The sequence below is a fragment of the Pseudomonas taetrolens genome (assembly GCF_900475285.1).
Lineage (GTDB): Bacteria > Pseudomonadota > Gammaproteobacteria > Pseudomonadales > Pseudomonadaceae > Aquipseudomonas > Aquipseudomonas taetrolens.
Window position 1 is genome coordinate 1,230,132 of sequence record NZ_LS483370.1, and the last position, 20,025, is coordinate 1,250,156.

Here is a 20,025-nt window from a genome sequence, read left to right on the forward strand (position 1 = left end):
GCCATGGCAAGTTTAAAACCGGCTCCTGCCAGAGCGTCTATAAGATAGTGTTCAACCTTTCATCCCGGCAGTTGCCACCTATTACTGGAGTTATTCATGAAACACTACATCACTCCCGATCTGTGCGATGCCTATCCTGAGCGGGTGCAAGTGCTTGAGCCCATGTTCAGCAATTTTGGCGGGCGCGATTCCTTTGGTGGCGAGATCGTGACCATCAAGTGTTTTGAAGACAACTCGCGGGTCAAGGAGCAGGTTGAGCTCAAAGGTGATGGCAAGGTATTGGTGGTTGATGGCGGTGGCTCGCTGCGCTGTGCGTTGCTGGGTGACATGCTGGCTGAGAAAGCGGCAAAAAATGGCTGGGAAGGCCTGGTGGTTTACGGCTGTATCCGTGATGTTGATGTCATTGCACAAACCGATCTCGGCGTGCAGGCCCTGGCCAGCCACCCGATGAAAAGCACACGGCGAGGTGTTGGTGAGCTGAACGTGGCGGTTACTTTTGCGGGTGTCACTTTCCGTCCAGGCGAATTTATCTATGCCGACAATAATGGCGTGATTATTTCGCCTTCTGCGTTGAATCCCCCGCAATAACCGCCTAACGCTAAGGAACACGGATGTACGAGGAAGAAAACGCTCAGTGGGGGCTGGTACACGCATTGGTGCTGGACGGCGAGGGCGGTGCGCGGTCAATTGCGCGTACCGAGCTGGACGATCTGCACCTGCAACCCCACGAAAGCCTCTGGCTGCATCTGGATCGAAGTCATCCGCAAACCCAGGGTTGGTTACGTCATTCGAGTGGTTTAAGCGATTTCAGCTGCGATTTGCTGCTTGAAGAAAATACCCGTCCACGCTTGTTGCCTTTGCCCAACAATGAGTTGCTGCTGTTCTTGCGCGGAGTCAATCTCAACCCTGGCGCAGAGCCTGAGGACATGGTCTCACTGCGTATATTCGGCAGTGCGCAACGCGTTATTTCATTGCGCCTGCGCCCGCTGCGCGCCACTGATGAACTGCTGGGCGAGTTTGATCTGGGCGAAGGCCCTAAAAACCCTGCAGAGCTCATCCTCTACCTGGCCCAGCACCTGACGCTCAAGGTTCAGGATTTGATCGGCGAGCTGTCAGAAATTGTCGATAACGAAGAAGATAAAATAGATGCCGACGAACGGTACACTCCTGAGCACGGCTCCATCCTGCAGATCCGTCGTCGAGCCGCTGCTTTGCGTCGTTTTTTGGCCCCTCAGCGTGATATTTTCGGGCAACTGACGCGCATTCGATTACCGTGGTTCAGCGCGGATGATGCCGATTACTGGAACGAACTGAACAACAGCCTGACCCGCTACCTGGAAGAACTTGAGTTGACCCGCGAGCGCGTGGGGCTTGTCCTTGAGGCGGAAGACAGGCGCCTGAACGTACGCATGAGCCGCATCATGTATCGCTTCGGGGTACTCACCGGGATCTTCTTGCCCATCACGTTTATCACCGGTTTGCTGGGTATCAATGTGGGCGGCGTGCCGTTCGCCGATGACTCGTACGGCTTTGCGGTGACCTGCGGTTTGATGTTGGTCATCGGTGTAGGGCAATGGTGGTTTTATCGTAGGCTTCAGTGGCTTTGAATTGGGGGAATGTGACCCGGCTGGTGATGTTCGCGTCTTTAACAGACATATCGAGAGGTGCTTATGCACGATCCGTTTGAACAGTCGTTACGTGAAATGCTCAAGGCGCCGCCGTCCAATCGCGACGACGACGCTTGCCTGGGCAGAGTACTGAAAACCGCGAACCGCCAGGTCGGCGCGGGTGATCTTTTCAGTCTTCTGGGCCGCTGGATGCAAGCACTGATGATTGCTTTGAACAGCGGTTCAGCTCATATTGCGCCCGTTTCGCGACGCAAACCTGCTGCTCGCCCTGCTGATAAGGCTGATTGAACATGGAACTTGATCTCTGGACCCAGAGCCTCGTCACGGCAATGACTGCCTTGTGGACTAAAATTGCCAATTTCATTCCCAACCTCTTCGGTGCGTTGGTGGTGGTCCTGCTGGGTTTCGTGGTTGCAAAACTGCTTGATACCTTGCTGTCCAAATTGCTTGCCAAGCTGGGCCTTGATCGCCTGATGGCCGGCACCGGCCTCACCAAGATTCTGGGGCGCGCAGGGATCCAGGTACCGATCTCTACCCTGATAGGCAAAATTGTCTATTGGTTCATCCTGCTGATTTTCCTGGTCTCGGCGGCTCAATCGCTTGGCCTGGAACGTGTTTCAGCTACTCTGGATATTTTCACCCTGTACTTGCCAAAGGTCTTTGGCGCGATTCTGGTGCTGTTGGCGGGTGTGCTGGTTGCACAATTGCTGAATGGCTTGGTCCGTGGCGCCTGCGAGAGTGTCGGGTTTGATTACGCCAGTGGCTTGGGACGTGTGGCTCAAGGCTTGGTGATCATCATCAGTATTTCCGTGGCGATCAGCCAGCTAGAGGTCAAAACCGACCTGCTGAACCACGTGATCGTGATTGTGTTGATAACCGTTGGTCTGGCCGTTGCTTTGGCAATGGGGCTAGGAAGTCGGGAAATTGCGGGTCAGATCCTTGCCGGGATCTATGTGCGTGAGCTATATCAAGTAGGGCAAGAAGTGCGTGTGGGCGAGGTCGAAGGGCAGATCGAAGAAATTGGTACGGTTAAAACGACGTTGCTGACCGATGAGGGTGAGCTAGTCTCCATCTCGAATCGGATCTTGCTGGAGCAGCACGTGACCAGCCGCTGATGCGGCAAACCCTGCTAATGTATGCCGCCGCAAAAAAGTCTGTTCCCTGGGCTGTGGCGGATATTGACCTGACTGTCGGCACGACTCGTTTTGAATAAAGCCCAACCGCTATCCATGCGCTACGACCCCCGCGAGCTCTCTGATGAGGAGTTAGTGGCGCGCGCGCATGATGAGTTGTTTCACGTCACACGTGCTTATGAAGAGTTGATGCGGCGTTATCAACGAACTTTGTTCAGCGTTTGTTCAAGGTATTTAGGGAACGATCGTGATGCTGACGATGTCTGTCAGGAGGTGATGCTTAAAGTGTTGTATGGTCTGAAAAATTTCGAGGGCAAATCGAAATTCAAGACATGGCTATATAGCATCACCTATAACGAATGCATTACACAGTATCGAAAGGAACGGCGAAAGCGTCGCTTGATGGACGCATTAAGTATTGACCCCCTTGAGGAAGCGTCTGAGGAAAAGGCGCCGAAACCTGAGGAAAAGGGCGGACTTGATCGCTGGCTGGTGCATGTGAATCCGATTGATCGGGAAATTTTAGTGCTGCGTTTTGTCGCAGAACTGGAATTTCAGGAAATCGCAGACATAATGCATATGGGTTTGAGTGCAACAAAAATGAGATACAAGCGTGCACTTGACAAATTGCGTGAGAAATTTGCAGGTATTGCTGAAACTTAGTTCAGCGCAAATCGCTCTACGTGTAGGCAAGGTCTGATAGACTTGCCGCCGAGTTGTCCCCCGGTATGTGGGACTGCTTTACAATCACCAGATGGGGATTTAACGGATGAAACTGAAAAACACCTTGGGCATTGCCATTGGTTCCTTTGTAGCCGCAACTTCGTTCGGTGCCCTGGCACAAGGCCAAGGCGCGGTCGAGGGTGAACTGTTCTACAAAAAACAGTACAACGACAGCGTCAAGTCCGTAGAAGACGGTTACAACCCAGGCGCATCGATCGGTTACTTCCTGACCGACGACGTTTCGTTGAACCTGACCTACGACGCGACTCACCACACTCGTTCCTCGAAGGGTGATCACCAGAAAATCAAAGGCGACAACTTTGGTCTGAACGCTCAGTACCACTTCGGCACCGTTGGCGACGCTCTGCGTCCATACGTTTCCGGCGGTGTTGCTCACAAGAGCATGACCGGCGTTGAGGCCAATGGCCACAACGGTCGCGACAAGTCGACTTTCCTGACTGCAGGCGCTGGTGTTAAGTGGTACATCACCAACAACCTGTTCGCTCGTGCAGGCGTTGAAGCTGACTACAAACTGGACAACGGCAAGTGGGACTACGCTCCTACCGTTGGTCTGGGTGTGAACTTCGGCGGCAACGGCGGCCAAGTAGCTCCTGCTCCAGTTGCTCCAGCACCGATTGCTGAGCCAGAACCAGAAGCTCCGATCGCTGAAGTGGTTCGCGTTGAACTTGACGTGAAATTCGACTTCGACAAGTCGGTTGTTAAATCGCAGTACATGCCTGACATCAACAACGTTGCTGATTTCATGAAGCAGTACCCTGCGACCAACACTACTGTTGCTGGTTACACTGACAGCGTAGGCCCAGACGCCTACAACCAAAAGCTGTCGCAGCGTCGTGCTGACGCTGTTCGTGCAGCCCTGGTTAACCAAGGTGTTGAAGCTAACCGTGTAGACGCAGTCGGTCACGGCGAAGCTAACCCAGTTGCAAGCAACGCAACTGCTGATGGCCGTGCACTGAACCGTCGTGTAGAAGCGACCGTTCAAGCAGAAGCTAAGTAATATTTAGCTAGGCTGTTCAGAAAAACCCGACCTCGGTCGGGTTTTTCTTTGTCTGCGATTTGGCTTGGTGCCCCTCGCTTGCATGAGGGATGGCCGGCTATAATCGCGTCCTCTTCAAGTCACCCTTTGAGTCCATTCAGCCCATGTATAACCTGGCCCGCCAGTTGCTCTTCAAACTCTCCCCTGAAACTTCCCATGATCTGTCCCTGGACCTGATCGGTGCGGGCGGCCGTCTGGGGCTCAATGGTTTGTTGTGCAAGACACCGGCAAAACTGCCAGTGACGGTAATGGGACTCGACTTTCCAAACCCGGTCGGGCTGGCCGCAGGTCTGGACAAGAACGGTGCAGCCATTGATGGTTTTGCACAGCTGGGCTTCGGCTTTGTTGAGATCGGTACGGTGACCCCGCGCCCTCAGCCAGGCAATCCAAAGCCACGTATTTTTCGACTGCCAGAAGCGCAGGCCATCATCAATCGCATGGGGTTTAACAACCAGGGCGTTGATCATTTGCTGGCGCGGGTTCAGGCAGCCAAATATAGCGGCATCCTGGGAATCAATATCGGCAAGAACTTCGATACCCCGGTCGAGCGGGCGGTGGATGATTACCTGATCTGCCTGGATAAGGTGTACACCCACGCCAGCTATGTGACCGTGAACGTCAGCTCGCCGAATACTCCCGGACTTCGCACTCTTCAGTTTGGCGATTCGCTCAAGCAGTTGCTTGAAGCTTTGCAGTTGCGTCAGAACGAGCTGACACAACGCCACGGTAAGCGCGTACCACTGGCGATCAAGATCGCCCCCGACATGACCGACGAGGAAACTGTTCTCGTGGCTCAGGCGCTGCTTGAGACCGGCATGGATGCAGTGATTGCGACCAACACCACCTTAAGTCGTGTAGGCGTTGAGGGTATGGAGCATGGTGACGAGGCCGGTGGTCTGTCCGGTGCTCCGGTACGCGATAAAAGCACCCATACGGTCAAAGTGCTGGCAGCCGAACTGGCTGGGCGCATGCCGATTATCGCAGCGGGCGGGATCACTGAAGGTAAGTACGCAGCAGAGAAGATCACTGCAGGTGCTAGTCTGGTGCAGCTCTATTCAGGTTTCATCTACAAGGGGCCGGCATTGATTCGTGAGTCGGTCGATGCCATTTCTGCATTGCCGCGCGGATAACGGCGCATAAAAAAGGGCTCCCTAAAGGAGCCCCTGGGCCGAAGCCCGCCGTCCGGATGGGACGAGCATGGTTAAGTCGTTGCGTATTCAAGATGATGTCGGAGTTTGCCCAGAGTTGCCCTAGCCGACGGCGCGTAGTTCGTTGAGTCTGTGGATGCCCGCAGTGCCTGTCATACCGTCCCAGTTGTCGCCGCGTCCTTCGCGCCAGCCGTTAATCCAGGCTTGGCGTACCGACGGTAGAGTAAAAGGGCAAAGCTCACGGGATTTTCCATGAACGCCATATTGGTATCCGCGTAAAAAAGCTCTTTCCAACGGATCACGCTTAAGTCTTCTCATAGGGTGTTGCCCTCACTTGTTGACTGTGTATATCGCGTCGACCTGACAAAGGTCGGGGCAGAATGCTTCTGCCGTTGGTGCTCGCTGCCGGCGTGGCGAGCATTTTCGTTGCCGTCTGTGCGGCGACAACATGCGTCCAGTTCTAACCAATGCGTCATGGCGTGTGAATGATCGTTTTGTCATAAGGACGTAACGATATTGGTGTTAAGGCCATAAGAAAGGCTCTCACTTCAAGGTCGGATTCGACCAAAGCCTGATGGGGTGAGAGTTTGCAACGTTGATGCGTTTCATTCTCCGCTGCGAATACCCTCTGTATTGTCCGGGGACTATTCGACGAAGGGTCTGAGAGTGACATCGTATTTCTCGATGAATGACCTGCCCCTGCGTCTAAACTCTTCGTGCCTGCGGGCATGAATGATCGTTGGGGTGGAACGGCACAGTTTCGTGCCACACGAGCGCTCTTCAAGAAAAGCGCTTGATTGAAAACGGAGCAGGCAATGCGTTGCCTCTTCACTGATAGCTAAAAGCTCAGGAATCCCATGTCGGATCGTTACGAACTCTTCCTTACCTGTCCCAAAGGCCTTGAAGGTCTGCTCCTTGAGGAGGCTACCGGCCTTGGTCTAGAGGAAGCCCGCGAGCACACTTCGGCCATCCGTGGCATGGCGAGCATGGAAACGGCCTACCGTTTGTGCTTGTGGTCGCGTCTTGCCAACCGCGTATTGCTGGTACTCAAGCGCTTCCCGATGAAAGATGCGGAAGACCTGTACCACGGCGTTCTGGATGTGGACTGGCAGGATCATATGGTCCCGGACGGCACGCTGGCTGTTGAATTCAGCGGCCATGGCTCGGGCATCGATAACACTCACTTTGGTGCCTTGAAGGTCAAGGACGCCATTGTCGACAAGTTGCGCACGCCCTCTGGCGAGCGTCCGTCCATCGACAAGATCAGCCCGGACATGCGCATCCATTTGCGCCTGGACCGTGGCGAAGCCATTTTGTCCCTCGATCTGTCGGGCAGCAGCTTGCACCAGCGTGGCTATCGCCTGCAGCAAGGCGCGGCTCCGCTGAAAGAAAACCTGGCCGCCGCGATCCTTATTCGTGCCGGCTGGCCGCGTCTGGCGGCCGAAGGCGCTGCCCTGGCTGACCCGATGTGTGGTGTGGGCACGTTCCTGGTCGAGGGCGCAATGATCGCTGCCGACATGGCGCCCAACCTGAATCGTATCCACTGGGGCTTCGATGCCTGGCTCGGTCACGTGCCTGCCATCTGGAAAAAACTTCACGAAGAAGCGACCGGGCGGGCAGAGGTCGGCATGGCCAAGCCGCCGTTGTGGATTCGTGGCTATGAAGCCGACCCGCGTCTGATCCAGCCCGCGCGCAACAACATTGAACGGGCAGGCTTGAGTCACTGGATCAAGATTTACCAGGGTGAAGTCGCGACGTTTGAGCCTCGTCCAGACCAGAACCAGAAAGGTCTGGTTATCTGCAACCCTCCGTACGGTGAGCGTCTGGGCGATGAGGCGAGCTTGCTCTACCTCTACCAGAACCTTGGCGAGCGGCTCCGTCAGGCGTGCTTGAATTGGGAGGCTGCGGTATTTACCGGGGCCCCGGATCTGGGCAAGCGCATGGGTATTCGCAGCCACAAGCAGTATTCCTTCTGGAACGGCGCCTTGCCGTGCAAGCTGCTGTTGATCAAGGTTGTGCCGGATCAGTTCGTGACGGGCGAGCGTCGTACCCCTGAGCAGCGTCAGGTCGAACGGGAACAGGCTGAGTCTGATCTGCCGTCCAATCTTGAAGCACCGGGCAAATACGAGAAGTTCAACAAGAACGGTAACCCGATCAAGCCGGCCCCGGTAGTGATCGAGCAGCCGCGCTTGAGTGAAGGCGGGCAGATGTTTGCCAACCGCCTGCAGAAGAATCTCAAGGCGTTGGGCAAGTGGGTCAAGCGTGAAGGCATCGATTGCTACCGTGTGTACGATGCGGACATGCCTGAGTATTCCATGGCCATCGACCTGTATCACGATTGGGTTCATGTCCAGGAATACGCTGCGCCAAAATCCATCGATCCAGAAAAGGCTTCGGCCCGTATGTTCGATGCGCTGGCGGCTATCCCCCAAGCCTTGAACATCGACAAGAGCCGTGTGATCGTCAAGCGTCGCGAGCGCCAGAGCGGCACCAAGCAGTACGAGCGTCAGAGCGCGCAGGGCAAGTTCACTGAGGTCAATGAAGGCGGTGTGAAGCTGCTGGTCAACCTCACGGACTACCTGGACACCGGGCTGTTCCTGGATCATCGTCCTATGCGCATGCGTATTCAGAAAGAGGCTGCGGGCAAGCGCTTCCTCAACCTGTATTGCTACACCGCAACCGCCAGTGTGCATGCTGCCAAGGGAGGCGCGCGCAGCACTACCAGCGTTGATTTGTCCAAGACGTACCTGGACTGGGCGCGTCGCAACCTGTCCCTGAACGGCTTCTCGGACAAGAACCGTCTGGAGCAGGGCGATGTGATGGTGTGGCTGGATGCCTGCCGAGAAGAGTACGACCTGATCTTCATTGATCCGCCGACTTTCTCCAACTCCAAGCGCATGGAAGGCATTTTCGATGTCCAGCGCGATCACGTGCAGTTGCTGGACCTGGCCATGGCGCGTCTGGCGCCAGGCGGAGTGCTGTATTTCTCGAATAACTTCCGTAAGTTCATCCTCGATGAGCATCTGGAAGCCCGTTATGCGGTCGAGGAAATTACTGCCAGCACCATCGATCCGGACTTTGCCCGTAATGGCAAAATCCACCGTGCCTGGAAGATCAGCGCCCGGTAAATTGTCTGCCGCCATCAACGCGATGTACGACAGGCAATAAAAAAACGCCCCCGGCCTTATGGTCGGGGGCGTTTTTTATTGTGTTCCAGAACCCTTACTGTGCGATGGACACCGCGCTGTTGGGCAATTGAGGTTGGCGATACAGGTCCAGCAGAACCTGATCGAGCACTGCCGAGGCGCCCCAAGGGCGTGGGTCATTGAGAATGGCGACAACGGCCCATGTGTTGCCATTGCTGTCGCGGCTAAAGCCGGCAATGGCGCGTACAGTATTCAGGGTGCCTGTCTTGATGTGTGCCTGGCCGTTCATGGCGGTGGTCTTCAGGCGTTTGCGCATGGTGCCGTCCTTGCCTGCAATCGGCATGGAGCTGATGAACTCGGCGGCGTAGGGGCTCTTCCAGGCGGCTTGCAGCATCTGCGCCATTTCCCGGGCACTGACGCGCTCGGCACGTGAAAGGCCGGAGCCGTTTTCCATGACCAGATGCGGGGCTGTGATGCCTTTTTTGGCCAGCCACTGACGCACGACGCGTTGTGCGGCTTTGGCATCGTCGCCATCGGCGTTATTGCGGAATTGCGCGCCGAGACTCAGGAACAGCTGCTGGGCCATGGTGTTGTTGCTGTATTTGTTGATGTCGCGAATGATTTCGGCCAGGTCTGGCGAGAAGGCCCGTGCCAGGACCTTGGCGCTTTTTGGAACGCTGCCCAGACGGTCCTGGCCCTGAATACTGCCGCCCAGTTCTTTCCAGATGGCGCGTACGGCACCAGCTGTGTAGGTCGCATGATCAAGTAGCGACAGGTAAGTCTGGGAGTTGCAGCCATCGCCCAATTGACCGTTTACGGTGACCAGTACCGAGCCGTCAGCCTGCGGTACCGGGTTATAACGGACGTTCCCGTTGCACTGCTTGCTGTTGACTGCCTTGACCTGGTTGTCGATGCGAATGCTCGCAATCGGTGGTTCGACCGAAATCAGCACCTTGCCGGAATCATTGCGTGCAATGAAACGCAGGGCTTTGAGGTTGACCAGCAACGAGTCGGGCTTGACCAGGAACGGTTTGTTTTTGTCATTGCCGTCGTCATCAAACGTCGGAAGTTGCGGTTGTACGAAGAAGCCGCGATCCAGGATCAGATCCCCCGTGACTTGCTGTACGCCATTGGCGCGCAGGTCGCGCATCAAAAGCCAGAGTTTTTCCATGTTCAGCTTGGGGTCGCCGCCGCCCTTGAGGTACAGGTTGCCTTGTAGGATGCCATTGCTCAGGGTGCCGTCGGTGTAGAACTCGGTTTTCCACTGATGGGTAGGGCCGAGCATTTCCAGGGCTGCGAAGGTGGTCACCAGTTTCATGGTAGAGGCCGGATTCACCGAGACGTCAGCATTGAATACGGTGGGTATGCCAGGGCCGTTGAGTGGCAGCATTACCAGCGACAGCGCCTCGTTCTGCAGTTTATTGGTCTTGAGGGCTTGCTGAACCTTGGGTGAAAGAGTGGTGTTGATGGGGGCTGCGTTGGCCCCGAAGGCGAGCGGCAGGAAAAAGCCGGCGAGAAGCAATGGTCGTAAAGATTTGATCATATGAAGTAAAACCCTGCAGGCGAGGGGAAAAATAAGAAGGCATGATGAAAAGCGCCTTCATGGTCATAAAAGTGTTGGCATTATGCCCCAACGCCATTGCGGTTGCGCATCGGTCTGGTGTCGGTTATGACTTATTTAAGCGTAGAAAACGATGAGCCGCTCACACGGAACCGGGCAGTCGAGGCCTGAAGCTGGTAAAGTGCCGCCGTTATTACTTAAGAGGATTGTTCAATGGCTACTAATCGTTCCCAGCGTCTGCGCAAAAAACTGTGCGTTGATGAATTTCAGGAGCTGGGTTTTGAGCTGAACCTGGATTTCAAAGAAGACCTGTCGGAAGAGGCTATCGACGCTTTCCTCGAAGCGTTCTTGAAAGAAGCCATGGAAGCTAACGGTCTGGGCTATGTTGGCGGCGACGACTACGGTCTGGTTTGCCTGCAGAAGCGCGGTTCGGTCAGCGAAGAGCAGCGTGCCGCTGTTGAAGCCTGGTTGAAGGCTCGCCCAGAGCTGACCAGCGTTGAAGCTAGCCCGCTGATGGACGTATGGTACCCGGAAAAGCCAATCAATCCGGTAGCCTGATGTCAACATAAAGGCAGCCCGTGCGGCTGCCTTTATGTGTTTTACGTATTTCCCTTCTGACCCGTTCCGGGTACTTGACCGTCCTTAAATAGTTGAATACTGCGCACCCGTTGCCTGGTACGAAACTGCGTGGGCGTTTCGCAGCCGCTCCGACGGTTTACGTACTTTGTGGTTGCGGGTACAGGTCGCGATAAGCGCCGAAGCGTACTCAAGCCCGGAATCGCTGTGGCTACCGGCTCAGTCGTAAATGGATTTTTTCTTCCAGTCGGTATCGGTCTCGTCTGTTTTCAGGCCTTCAGTCAACTCGTTGACTTCATCTGTTGCGGGCTGCTGATCGCTCAATACTTGGGCGTTGACGCGTGCCAATTGGGCATCGAACTCTTTCAGCTGTGCCCCATACATGGCTGGCACGGGTTGTGAGCGCAAGTACTGAACGCCTCTTTCATAGGCCAGGCGCGCTTGTCCGGGCTGGTTCTGCTGCAAGGCAATCTTGCCCAGGTGATTAAAAAATTCGATATGCAGCACTACCAGCAAGTGGCGAACTTCCTTGAGCCATTGTTTGGCTTCGTTGCCCGGCAAGAAACCATCCTTGGCTGCCCGGGTGATTTGCCCGTGCAGTGTTTCAAGCTGGAAGCGCACGTCTTTAGCGATGGCTTCAGTCAGAACCGGCCGCGGCGGGTTGTTGACCGGGATCGATTCTCCTCTGGCAATCAGCGCGTTGAGCTCGGTTATTTGTGCCTTCAGCGAGGCATCGTTTTTCTGTACCAGCAACAGGCGCTGTGTGGCGTTGAGCTCAAGACGGGTCAGCAGAAGTTTGAGTGCCGACGACATCAACTGACCCGGAAAGGTCTCGTTGACTACGCCGCAGCGACGTATACGGTCATCGAGTTCGATCTTGAGGCGCGATTTCTCCAGTTTGTTTCGTTCCACCACATGGTTCAGGTAACCGATGGCTATCAGCAGTGCAATCCCGGCGACGACAAGCAGGGCGATCATGGAGGGAGTCAACGTTAAAACCTCTTCAGGGTTGTCTGCCTGCGGTGGCGCGCAGGATTGCCAATAGGGCTTGCTCTGGCGTGAGCCGGTTGCCTCGAATGGACGATGCGCCATGCTCTATAAAAGAGACTGGAATACAGCGGGGTGCAAATTGCCATCACTGAAGCGCGTCAATCATAACGTCTTGTAGGATGCTGGAGTACATACGCAGCGGTTTAGACTTCATACCGCCTATGAAAGTGCTGTAAGAGGAGGGAAGTCATTGATTTCAATATATTTTCATATTGGGGTTGACGACTTCCAAATCCATCCCTAGAATGCGCGCCAATTGCAGCGTAAAGCACACAGCGAAACGCAGTAACCAGTGAAGTTGTAGCGTGTCCCCTTCGTCTAGTGGCCTAGGACACCGCCCTTTCACGGCGGTAACAGGGGTTCGAGTCCCCTAGGGGACGCCATTGCGGGAATAGCTCAGTTGGTAGAGCACGACCTTGCCAAGGTCGGGGTCGCGAGTTCGAGTCTCGTTTCCCGCTCCATTTTTAAGCAGTTTCGCTTTCGGGCGTGACTGAGTGAAAGCCAAGGCGCTGACTTCGGTCAATGCGATTGGCACTGGAACATACAGCGTATGTTTCGGGCAACGTCCCCTTCGTCTAGTGGCCTAGGACACCGCCCTTTCACGGCGGTAACAGGGGTTCGAGTCCCCTAGGGGACGCCATTATTGCGGGAATAGCTCAGTTGGTAGAGCACGACCTTGCCAAGGTCGGGGTCGCGAGTTCGAGTCTCGTTTCCCGCTCCAAATTTTGTTTTTTGGAGCTACGCAGAGTCCAGAAAGCAGAAAAAGATCAGCCGATGGCTGATTTTTTTTGTGTCACAAGCAACTTTGCCTCAGGGCAGGGTTGGGTGAAAGCCAGCGTGATAACCTCGGTTAACGCAGTTGGCACTGAAACATGCAGTGTATGTTTCGGGCAACGTCCCCTTCGTCTAGTGGCCTAGGACACCGCCCTTTCACGGCGGTAACAGGGGTTCGAGTCCCCTAGGGGACGCCATTATTGCGGGAATAGCTCAGTTGGTAGAGCACGACCTTGCCAAGGTCGGGGTCGCGAGTTCGAGTCTCGTTTCCCGCTCCAAATTTTGTTTTTTGGAGCTACGCACAGTTCAAAAAACACACAAAAAGCAGCCTTAGGGCTGCTTTTTGCGTTTCTGCGTCTTCGTCCCTTCCAGAAGTACACATTCGTCTGCAACCCATGGCGTTCGTGCCGCGTATCAACAAGGTTGAATCTTTCGTTTCTGCGGTTGCCTCAAGTCTGCGCTAGGCTGGTTAGCAGGTGACATTTGCTGACATGCCCGGAACATGGGTGCATCGACTATCTCCTTCTAGACATGAGAGCCGCATGACACATCTAAAAAAATGGCTCGGCAGCTTGCTGCTGACACTCGGACTTTTGTCCCATCCCGCTTGGGCGGACGACTCACCGACCCCGGTGTATTTCGGCAACCTGACCTGGGAAAGCGGCAGTCTGATTACCGAAGTGCTGCGTTTTATCACCGAAAAAGGTTATGGCGTGGCAACGGATACTTTGCCCGGCAGTACCGTCAGCCTGGAAGCCGCCCTGGCTAAAAACGATATCCAGGTAATTGCAGAGGAGTGGGCTGGGCGTAGCCCGGTCTGGAACCAGGCCGAGGCCGAGGGCAAGGTGTTTGGTCTGGGCGATATTGTCAAAAATGCCAGTGAGGGCTGGTGGGTGCCTGAATATGTGGTCAAGGGGGATCCGGAGAAAGGGATCAAGGCGATGGCGCCGGACTTGAAGTCAGTGGCGGATCTGTCGCGTTACAAAGAGGTGTTCCGCGATCAGGAAGATCCGACACGCGGGCGTTTTTTGAACAGCCCGTCCGGCTGGACGTCCGAAACCGTAAACAGTCAAAAGCTCAAGGCCTATGGCCTGGACAGCGATTTTGTAAACTTCCGCACAGGTTCCGGGGCCGCGCTGGATGCCGAAATCAGTTCTTCGATCAAACGCGGCAAACCGGTGTTGTTCTACTACTGGTCGCCGACCCCGCTGATTGGTCGTTACAAACTGATCAAGCTGGATGAGCCGCCCTTTGATGCTGAAGCCTGGAAAACGCTGACTGACGCCGGGAACCCAACCCCAAAAGGCACCCGATCGCTGCCGGCAAAACTGGCGATTGGCGTTTCGGCACCTTTCAAGGCGCAGCACCCTCAGTTGGTTGAGTTCTTTGAAAAGGTCGATTTCCCCATCGACTTGTTGAACCGGACCCTCGCTCAGATGAGTGAAAAACGCACCGAACCCGACAAGGCCGCAGAAGCTTTTTTGCGGGAGCAGCCGCAGGTCTGGCAGGCCTGGGTCACCCCGCAAGCGGCGGAAAAGATCAAGGCGGCGCTTTGAGGCGTCTGACTCACTGAACTAGAGCGCGGTATGTTTCCTGAGAATCTGACATTTTCAATTGCGGCGTGGGTCAATGACGGGGTTGATGCGCTGGTGAGCAACTATGGGGATGTGTTCCGGCACATTTCCGACACGCTGCTATGGGTGATCATCCACCTCGAAGGCCTGCTGCGTATGACACCATGGTGGTTGATGCTGGCGATTGTGGGGGCAATTGCCTGGCATGCCACTCGCAGGATCTTCAGCGCGCTGTTGATAGTGGGCTTGTTGTTTTTAGTCGGCGCCGTCGGCTTGTGGGACAAGCTGATGCAAACCCTCGCGCTGATGATGGTGGCGACGGTGATTTCAGTCCTGCTGGGGATTCCGCTGGGGATTCTCGCGGCCCGCAGCAATCGCTTGCGCACGGTGTTGATGCCCTTGCTGGACATCATGCAAACCCTGCCCAGCTTTGTGTACCTGATCCCGGTCTTGATGCTGTTCGGCCTGGGCAAGGTGCCCGCGATCTTTGCAACGGTGATTTATGCCGTGCCACCGTTGATCCGTCTGACCGACCTGGGCCTGCGTCAGGTCGATCGTGAAGTGATGGAGGCCATCAATGCGTTTGGTGCCAACCCTTGGCAGCAGTTGTTTGGCGTGCAACTGCCGCTGGCGATGCCAAGCATCATGGCGGGAGTCAATCAGACCACGATGATGGCGTTGTCGATGGTGGTCATAGCCTCAATGATCGGCGCCAGGGGCTTGGGCGAGGATGTGCTGGTGGGCATCCAGACCCTTAACGTCGGCAAAGGGCTGGAAGCAGGACTGGCCATCGTGATCCTGGCAGTTGTCATCGACCGTATTACTCAAGCGTATGGCCGGCCCCGGCATAAGGAAGTCCCATGAGTGATGCGGCAACCTGCAAGATTGAGGTCCGTCACGTATTCAAAGTGTTCGGCCGTCATGAAAAACACGTGCTGGCGTTGATCCGGGCGGGTAAAAGCAAGGAGCAAGTGCTGGCTGAAACCGGCTGTGTCGTGGGGATCAACGACCTTTCCCTGGCAATCAATCCGGGGGAGGTTTTTGTGATCATGGGCCTTTCCGGCTCTGGAAAGTCCACGCTGGTACGTCATCTCAATCGTCTGATCGATCCTACCAGCGGCCAGATTCTGGTGGATGGCGAGGACATTCTTGGCTATGACATGCGCGCTCTGCGCCAGTTTCGCCGGCATAAAATCAGTATGGTGTTCCAGAATTTTGGTCTGCTGCCTCATCGGAACGTGCTGGAAAACGTGGCTTACGGTCTTAAAGTCCGTGGCGAGAGCAAGGCGCAATGCGATGAGCGCGCCCGGCACTGGATTTCAGTTGTGGGGCTGCAGGGCTATGAGCAGGCGTTTGTTCATCAGTTGTCCGGCGGCATGCGCCAGCGTGTCGGCCTGGCGCGGGCCTTGGCAACCGACACCGATATCATCCTGATGGATGAAGCCTTCAGCGCGCTTGATCCCTTGATCCGGGCTGAAATGCAGGACCAGTTGCTTGAGCTGCAGCGTACGCTGAAAAAAACCATCGTCTTTATTACCCATGATCTGGACGAAGCCCTGCGCATTGGCAACCGGATTGCCATCCTCAAGGACGGTCAGTTGATTCAGGTGGGCACGCCCCAAGAGATTCTGCTGTCGCCGGCCGATGAGTATGTCGACCGTTTTGTGCAGCGCCGCCGTACGCCAGTTGATTGAGTCGGCACAGGATTGAAGCTCATGTTGCTATTGGGTGCGCATAGGCCGAACTGCTTTAAAGCAACCGGTGTTCAAAACAAAAAAAGGCCCGCCGGGCTAAACCGGGCGGGCCTTGAGAATCAGCGAGCAATCAGTGCTGTGTGCTGTCCTGTGTGGTCGGCAGCGCGATCAGCTGTTTTTCCTGGTTCCAGTCGAACGGTTCGTCGTTTTGTTCAGCTTCGTAGCGACGCTCTTCCAGCGCTTCATACATGTCCAGTTCTTCATCGGACAGGAAGTTAAAGCACGCACCGCCGAAGAACCACAGCAGGTCACGGGGAACCAGATGGGCAATTTGCGGGTAGCGTTCGATGACCTGGCACATGATGTCCTGACCCAGGTATTGGCTATCAATCGGATCGACAGGCAGGGCGCTCTTCATTTCATCGAAGCGCTCAATAAACAGGGCGTGGCTTTCCTCGGGGATCTGTTCGGCGTCACCGACAGCAACCAGGATGCTGCGCAGCAGATCGAGCAGGGCGAGATTATGGTTGAGATCATTGGTGGCCATCAGGGTGTCCTCTAGAGCAAAACGGGCGCGAGAGTATAAAGCTCTCAGCGCCCGCTGTCCTGCTAGCGAATCTTGCCTTCGCTATGGCTGAGTTCCTCCTTGGAGAAATCGTCCACGTCGATCACCTTGCGCCGCGCGGCTTCGGCGGTCCGTAGTGTCTCGGCCTCGGCAGGTTGCAGCACACCTGCTTGCAGGGCTGAATCGATGGACGGCTCACCAGCAGCCGGTTTTACCTGACCGCTTTTCAGGGCTTCATGGAGTTTTTTGTAGGCGGGTTGTGCTGCATCCAGCAGGTCGCAGGCATGTTGCAGGGCTCCCACCGCGTCCTCCTCTGATTGCGGGCGGTAGCAACCGGCAAGGATGGCCTCCAGCGCTGGATCCCCCTTGGCGCGGCCCAATACCGCTGCTACTTCAGCGTCGAGTGCGTCCGATGGGCCGGTGTGGCGGCGGCCAAACGGAAACACCACGCCCCGCAGCAAAATGCCCAGCAGGCGGTTCGGGAAGTTCTTCAGCAGTTCATCCAGCGCACGCTCGGCATGACCGAGACTTTCCTCCATCGCCCATTTGAACAACGGGTTGAGGTGCTCGGGGGAGTCGAGGTCGTGATAACGCTTGAGCGCTGCCGAGGCCAGATACATGTGACTCAGTACATCTCCCAGGCGGGCGGACAAGCGTTCGCGGCGTTTAAGAGTGCCCCCCAGAAGCATCATGCTCAGGTCTGCCAGCATCGCAAAGGCTGCGGCCTGGCGGTTCAGTGCGCGGAAATAGCCTTGGCTCAAGGCATTGCCGGGGGATTTCTCAAGACGGCCAAAGCCCAGGTTCAATACCAGCGTGCTAGCAGCATTGCTGACGGCGAACCCGATATGCCTGAGCAGCAGGTCGTCAAACTCCAGCAGGGCCTGATCGCGGTCTTCGCGTCCTGCCAGGGCCATTTCCTTGAGGACAAAGGGGTGGCAGCGAATGGCACCCTGACCAAAGATCATCAGATTGCGCGAGAGAATATTTGCCCCTTCCACGGTGATGAAAATCGGTGCCCCTTGCCAATTACGGCCCAGGTAGTTATTGGGCCCCATGATGATGCCTTTGCCGCCGTGAACGTCCATGGCGTGGCTGATGCACTCGCGCCCCCGTTCGGTGAGGTGGTACTTGAGAATCGCCGACAGCACCGAAGGTTTCTCTCCCAGATCCACCGCGTTGGCGGTCAGGATGCGTGCGCTGTCCATCAGCCAGGCATTGCCGCCAATGCGCGCCAGGGCCTCCTGAATGCCCTCGAAGGCGGCCAGTGGCACATTGAACTGCTCGCGCACCTGTGCGTACTGTCCGGTCACCAGGCTGGTGAACTTGGCGGCGCCGGTGCCTACAGCTGGAAGGGAAATGGAGCGCCCTACAGACAGGCAATTCATCAGCATCATCCAGCCCTTGCCCAGCATCTCCTGGCCGCCGATCAGGTAATCCAGCGGGATGAATACGTCTTTACCCGAGTTCGGACCATTCATGAACGCCGCCCCCAGAGGCAGATGGCGACGGCCGATTTCAACGCCAGGTGTCTCAGTTGGGATCAGGGCGAGGCTGATGCCCAGGTCTTCTTTATCGCCCAGCAAGTGGTCGGGGTCGTGTGCCTTGAACGCCAAACCAAGGAGGGTCGCCACCGGGCCTAGAGTGATATAGCGTTTTTCCCAGTTCAGTCGCAGGCCCAGTACTTCTTCGCCTTGCCATTGGCCCTTGCAGATGATTCCGGTGTCGGGCATGGCGCCGGCATCGGAACCCGCCAGCGGGCCGGTCAGGGCGAAGCAGGGGATGTCATCACCCCTGGCCAGGCGTGGCAGGTAATGGTTGCGTTGGGCTTCTGTGCCGTAATGCAGCAGCAACTCTGCCGGGCCCAGAGAATTGGGCACCATTACCGTGGATGCCAGGTCGCCACTGCGGGTCGCCAGCTTCATTGCCACCTGTGAATGGGCATAGGCCGAGAATCCTTTGCCGCCAAATTCCTTGGGAATGATCAGGGCGAAGAAACCATGCTCCTTGATGTGCGCCCAGGCCTGCGGCGGCAAATCCATCGCCTGGCCGATTTCCCAGTCGCTGACCATCGCGCACAATTCTTCGGCAGGTCCATCGAGGAACGCCTGCTCCTCTTCCGTCAACTGTGCCTTGGGATAGGCCAGAAGCTGGTTCCAGTCGGGGCGGCCGCTGAACAGCTCGCCGTCCCACCATACGGTACCGGCATCGATGGCATCGCGTTCTGTTTGCGACATGGGAGGCAGGGTTTTTTGAAACCAACTGAAGAGCGGAATGGTGAAGACTTTGCGCCGTAGGTCAGGCAACAGCAGCAGGACGGTCGGGGCCGCCAGCACTATCCAGAAAATGGCCAGTAACCAGCCAGATGCATGACTGAACAACCCCATGGCCAGGAGATAAACGGCTACCCCTGCAATGGCCGGCAGGGGCGCGATGCGCCGATGGGCCATCCAGGCGATGCCAATAATCAGAACCAGTATCCACAACAACAGCATATTCAATCCTCCATGAACCCAAGGGCAGGCCCTGTGTGAGCTTAGTCGCAACTATCGATCAAGGGGTAAGGATAGTGACCCCGCGCCGGAGGCGGAGTTCGGATTCACGGCGTAGACTGCATCGGCGTTTATCAATCAGGAGCCAGATCATGCTGAAAGTGTGGGGTCGCAATAATTCGTCGAATGTAAGAAAGGTCTTGTGGTGTGTCGAAGAACTGGCGGTGCCATACAGCCGCATCGAAGCAGGCGGCGCTTTTGGTGTGGTCGATAGCCCTGAATACCGGGCGTTGAACCCCAATGGCCGGGTGCCGATGATCGAAGATGATGGCTTCGTGCTCTGGGAGTCGAATGCCATCGTGCGTTATCTCGCGGCCCAATACGGCTCAGATACCTCCTTGTATCCAGCCGATGCCAAGGTGCGTGCCCAGGCGGACAAATGGATGGACTGGACCACGGCTTCTTTCGCAGGTCCCTTCAGGGATGTGTTCTGGGGTGTTTTGCGCACGCCTGTAGCGGAGCAGGACTGGGGCAAGATCAATGCCGGCATCAAAGCGTGTGCCGAGTTGCTCGTCCTCGTGGATCAGGCCTTGTCTGAAAAGCCTTATCTGTCAGGTGATGAAATCGGTATGGGCGACATCCCGCTTGGATCGTTCATTTATGCCTGGTTTGAAATGCCCATCGAGCGCCCGCCCGCACCGCACCTCAGCGCCTGGTACGAGCGCCTGAAATTGCGTCCGGCCTACCGTAACGGCGTCATGACCGCGTTGACTTAATACCCACTATTAATACGGGTGACTGTACTTGTCCGACGGGGCCAAGCACCATGCGGTGTGTGAAAAGGCCGCGTTGGACTTGTATGACGGACGGCTCGCCCACATCTACAACTCCCATTCCTCCATCTTGG

18 protein-coding genes and 6 tRNA genes are annotated in these 20,025 nt (G+C 56.1%); 19 read left to right on the forward strand and 5 right to left on the reverse strand.

Translation table 11 applies throughout. The annotated features are described in order from the left end of the window. The first annotated feature begins 96 nt into the window (after positions 1-96). The 7 genes from rraA (at position 97) to DQN55_RS05950 (ending at position 5,671) form a co-directional block, all read left to right on the forward strand. The gene (gene rraA / locus DQN55_RS05920) at positions 97-588 is read left to right on the forward strand and encodes a ribonuclease E activity regulator RraA (RefSeq protein WP_048377851.1); all 492 of its coding nucleotides are present in this window, start codon (positions 97-99) and stop codon (positions 586-588) included. Between the two features lie 23 nt (positions 589-611). After that, complete coding sequence (locus DQN55_RS05925) at positions 612-1,607, forward strand: CorA family divalent cation transporter (RefSeq protein WP_048377850.1); 996 nt, start codon at positions 612-614, stop codon at positions 1,605-1,607. 63 nt (positions 1,608-1,670) lie between these two features. Next, positions 1,671-1,916, forward strand: a complete 246-nt coding sequence (locus DQN55_RS05930) for a hypothetical protein (RefSeq protein ID WP_048377849.1) — start codon at positions 1,671-1,673, stop codon at positions 1,914-1,916. 2 nt (positions 1,917-1,918) lie between these two features. Then, positions 1,919-2,743, forward strand: coding sequence for a mechanosensitive ion channel family protein (locus tag DQN55_RS05935; RefSeq protein ID WP_048377848.1), 825 nt, complete (start codon positions 1,919-1,921; stop codon positions 2,741-2,743). A 90-nt stretch (positions 2,744-2,833) separates the two neighbouring features. Next, a complete protein-coding gene (gene sigX / locus DQN55_RS05940) occupies positions 2,834-3,424 on the forward strand; it encodes an RNA polymerase sigma factor SigX (protein WP_088499998.1) in 591 nt (196 codons plus the stop codon). A 106-nt stretch (positions 3,425-3,530) separates the two neighbouring features. Next, positions 3,531-4,502, forward strand: coding sequence for an OmpA family protein (locus tag DQN55_RS05945; protein ID WP_048377846.1), 972 nt, complete (start codon positions 3,531-3,533; stop codon positions 4,500-4,502). Between the two features lie 143 nt (positions 4,503-4,645). After that, entirely contained in the window at positions 4,646-5,671 is a 1,026-nt protein-coding gene (locus DQN55_RS05950) for a quinone-dependent dihydroorotate dehydrogenase (RefSeq protein WP_048378441.1), read from the forward strand. 120 nt (positions 5,672-5,791) lie between these two features. Here the strand turns inward: DQN55_RS05950 and rmf are convergent, their stop codons facing one another. Continuing rightward, positions 5,792-6,007 (reverse strand): ribosome modulation factor, encoded by a 216-nt coding sequence (gene rmf / locus DQN55_RS05955; protein WP_074702867.1) that lies wholly within the window; start codon positions 6,005-6,007, stop codon positions 5,792-5,794. Positions 6,008-6,546: 539 nt separating this feature from the next. Between rmf and rlmKL the strand changes: the two genes are divergently transcribed. Next, positions 6,547-8,817, forward strand: coding sequence for a bifunctional 23S rRNA (guanine(2069)-N(7))-methyltransferase RlmK/23S rRNA (guanine(2445)-N(2))-methyltransferase RlmL (rlmKL, locus tag DQN55_RS05960; RefSeq protein WP_048377845.1), 2,271 nt, complete (start codon positions 6,547-6,549; stop codon positions 8,815-8,817). 94 nt (positions 8,818-8,911) lie between these two features. Here rlmKL and dacB read toward each other — a convergent pair whose 3' ends face one another. Next, positions 8,912-10,378, reverse strand: coding sequence for a D-alanyl-D-alanine carboxypeptidase/D-alanyl-D-alanine endopeptidase (gene dacB / locus DQN55_RS05965; protein WP_048377844.1), 1,467 nt, complete (start codon positions 10,376-10,378; stop codon positions 8,912-8,914). 231 nt (positions 10,379-10,609) lie between these two features. On the opposite strand from dacB, the gene DQN55_RS05970 reads away from it, so the two are divergent. Beyond that, complete coding sequence (locus DQN55_RS05970; RefSeq protein WP_048377843.1) at positions 10,610-10,954, forward strand: YggL family protein; 345 nt, start codon at positions 10,610-10,612, stop codon at positions 10,952-10,954. Between the two features lie 237 nt (positions 10,955-11,191). On the opposite strand, the gene DQN55_RS05975 is transcribed toward DQN55_RS05970, so the two are convergent. Further along, positions 11,192-11,950 carry a hypothetical protein gene (locus tag DQN55_RS05975; protein ID WP_172601021.1) on the reverse strand — a complete coding sequence of 253 codons (759 nt, stop codon included), beginning with the start codon at positions 11,948-11,950 and terminating at the stop codon, positions 11,192-11,194. 379 nt (positions 11,951-12,329) lie between these two features. Between DQN55_RS05975 and DQN55_RS05980 the strand changes: the two genes are divergently transcribed. The 9 genes from DQN55_RS05980 (at position 12,330) to DQN55_RS06020 (ending at position 16,064) form a co-directional block, all read left to right on the forward strand. Continuing rightward, positions 12,330-12,405 (forward strand) — tRNA-Glu (locus tag DQN55_RS05980). Between the two features lie 2 nt (positions 12,406-12,407). Beyond that, positions 12,408-12,483 (forward strand) — tRNA-Gly (locus DQN55_RS05985). A 103-nt stretch (positions 12,484-12,586) separates the two neighbouring features. After that, positions 12,587-12,662: transfer RNA gene (locus DQN55_RS05990), tRNA-Glu, on the forward strand. Positions 12,663-12,667: 5 nt separating this feature from the next. After that, a tRNA-Gly gene (locus tag DQN55_RS05995) sits at positions 12,668-12,743 on the forward strand. Positions 12,744-12,917: 174 nt separating this feature from the next. After that, a tRNA-Glu gene (locus DQN55_RS06000) sits at positions 12,918-12,993 on the forward strand. A gap of 5 nt (positions 12,994-12,998) precedes the next feature. Beyond that, positions 12,999-13,074: transfer RNA gene (locus tag DQN55_RS06005), tRNA-Gly, on the forward strand. 264 nt (positions 13,075-13,338) lie between these two features. Continuing rightward, complete coding sequence (locus DQN55_RS06010; protein ID WP_048377842.1) at positions 13,339-14,352, forward strand: ABC transporter substrate-binding protein; 1,014 nt, start codon at positions 13,339-13,341, stop codon at positions 14,350-14,352. A gap of 30 nt (positions 14,353-14,382) precedes the next feature. Continuing rightward, the gene (locus tag DQN55_RS06015; protein ID WP_048377841.1) at positions 14,383-15,234 is read left to right on the forward strand and encodes an ABC transporter permease; all 852 of its coding nucleotides are present in this window, start codon (positions 14,383-14,385) and stop codon (positions 15,232-15,234) included. Next, positions 15,231-16,064 (forward strand): quaternary amine ABC transporter ATP-binding protein, encoded by an 834-nt coding sequence (locus DQN55_RS06020; RefSeq protein ID WP_048378439.1) that lies wholly within the window; start codon positions 15,231-15,233, stop codon positions 16,062-16,064. Before DQN55_RS06015 ends, DQN55_RS06020 begins: the two co-directional genes overlap by 4 nt. A 130-nt stretch (positions 16,065-16,194) precedes the next feature. Here the strand turns inward: DQN55_RS06020 and DQN55_RS06025 are convergent, their stop codons facing one another. Together DQN55_RS06025 and DQN55_RS06030 are read right to left on the reverse strand one after the other, a co-directional pair. Further along, a complete protein-coding gene (locus tag DQN55_RS06025; RefSeq protein WP_048377840.1) occupies positions 16,195-16,611 on the reverse strand; it encodes a PA2817 family protein in 417 nt (138 codons plus the stop codon). Between the two features lie 62 nt (positions 16,612-16,673). Further along, complete coding sequence (locus DQN55_RS06030) at positions 16,674-19,121, reverse strand: acyl-CoA dehydrogenase (protein WP_048377839.1); 2,448 nt, start codon at positions 19,119-19,121, stop codon at positions 16,674-16,676. 149 nt (positions 19,122-19,270) lie between these two features. Here DQN55_RS06030 and DQN55_RS06035 point away from each other — a divergent pair, with 149 nt between their 5' ends. Beyond that, positions 19,271-19,894 (forward strand): glutathione S-transferase family protein, encoded by a 624-nt coding sequence (locus DQN55_RS06035; RefSeq protein ID WP_048377838.1) that lies wholly within the window; start codon positions 19,271-19,273, stop codon positions 19,892-19,894. Positions 19,895-20,025 lie beyond the last annotated feature (131 nt).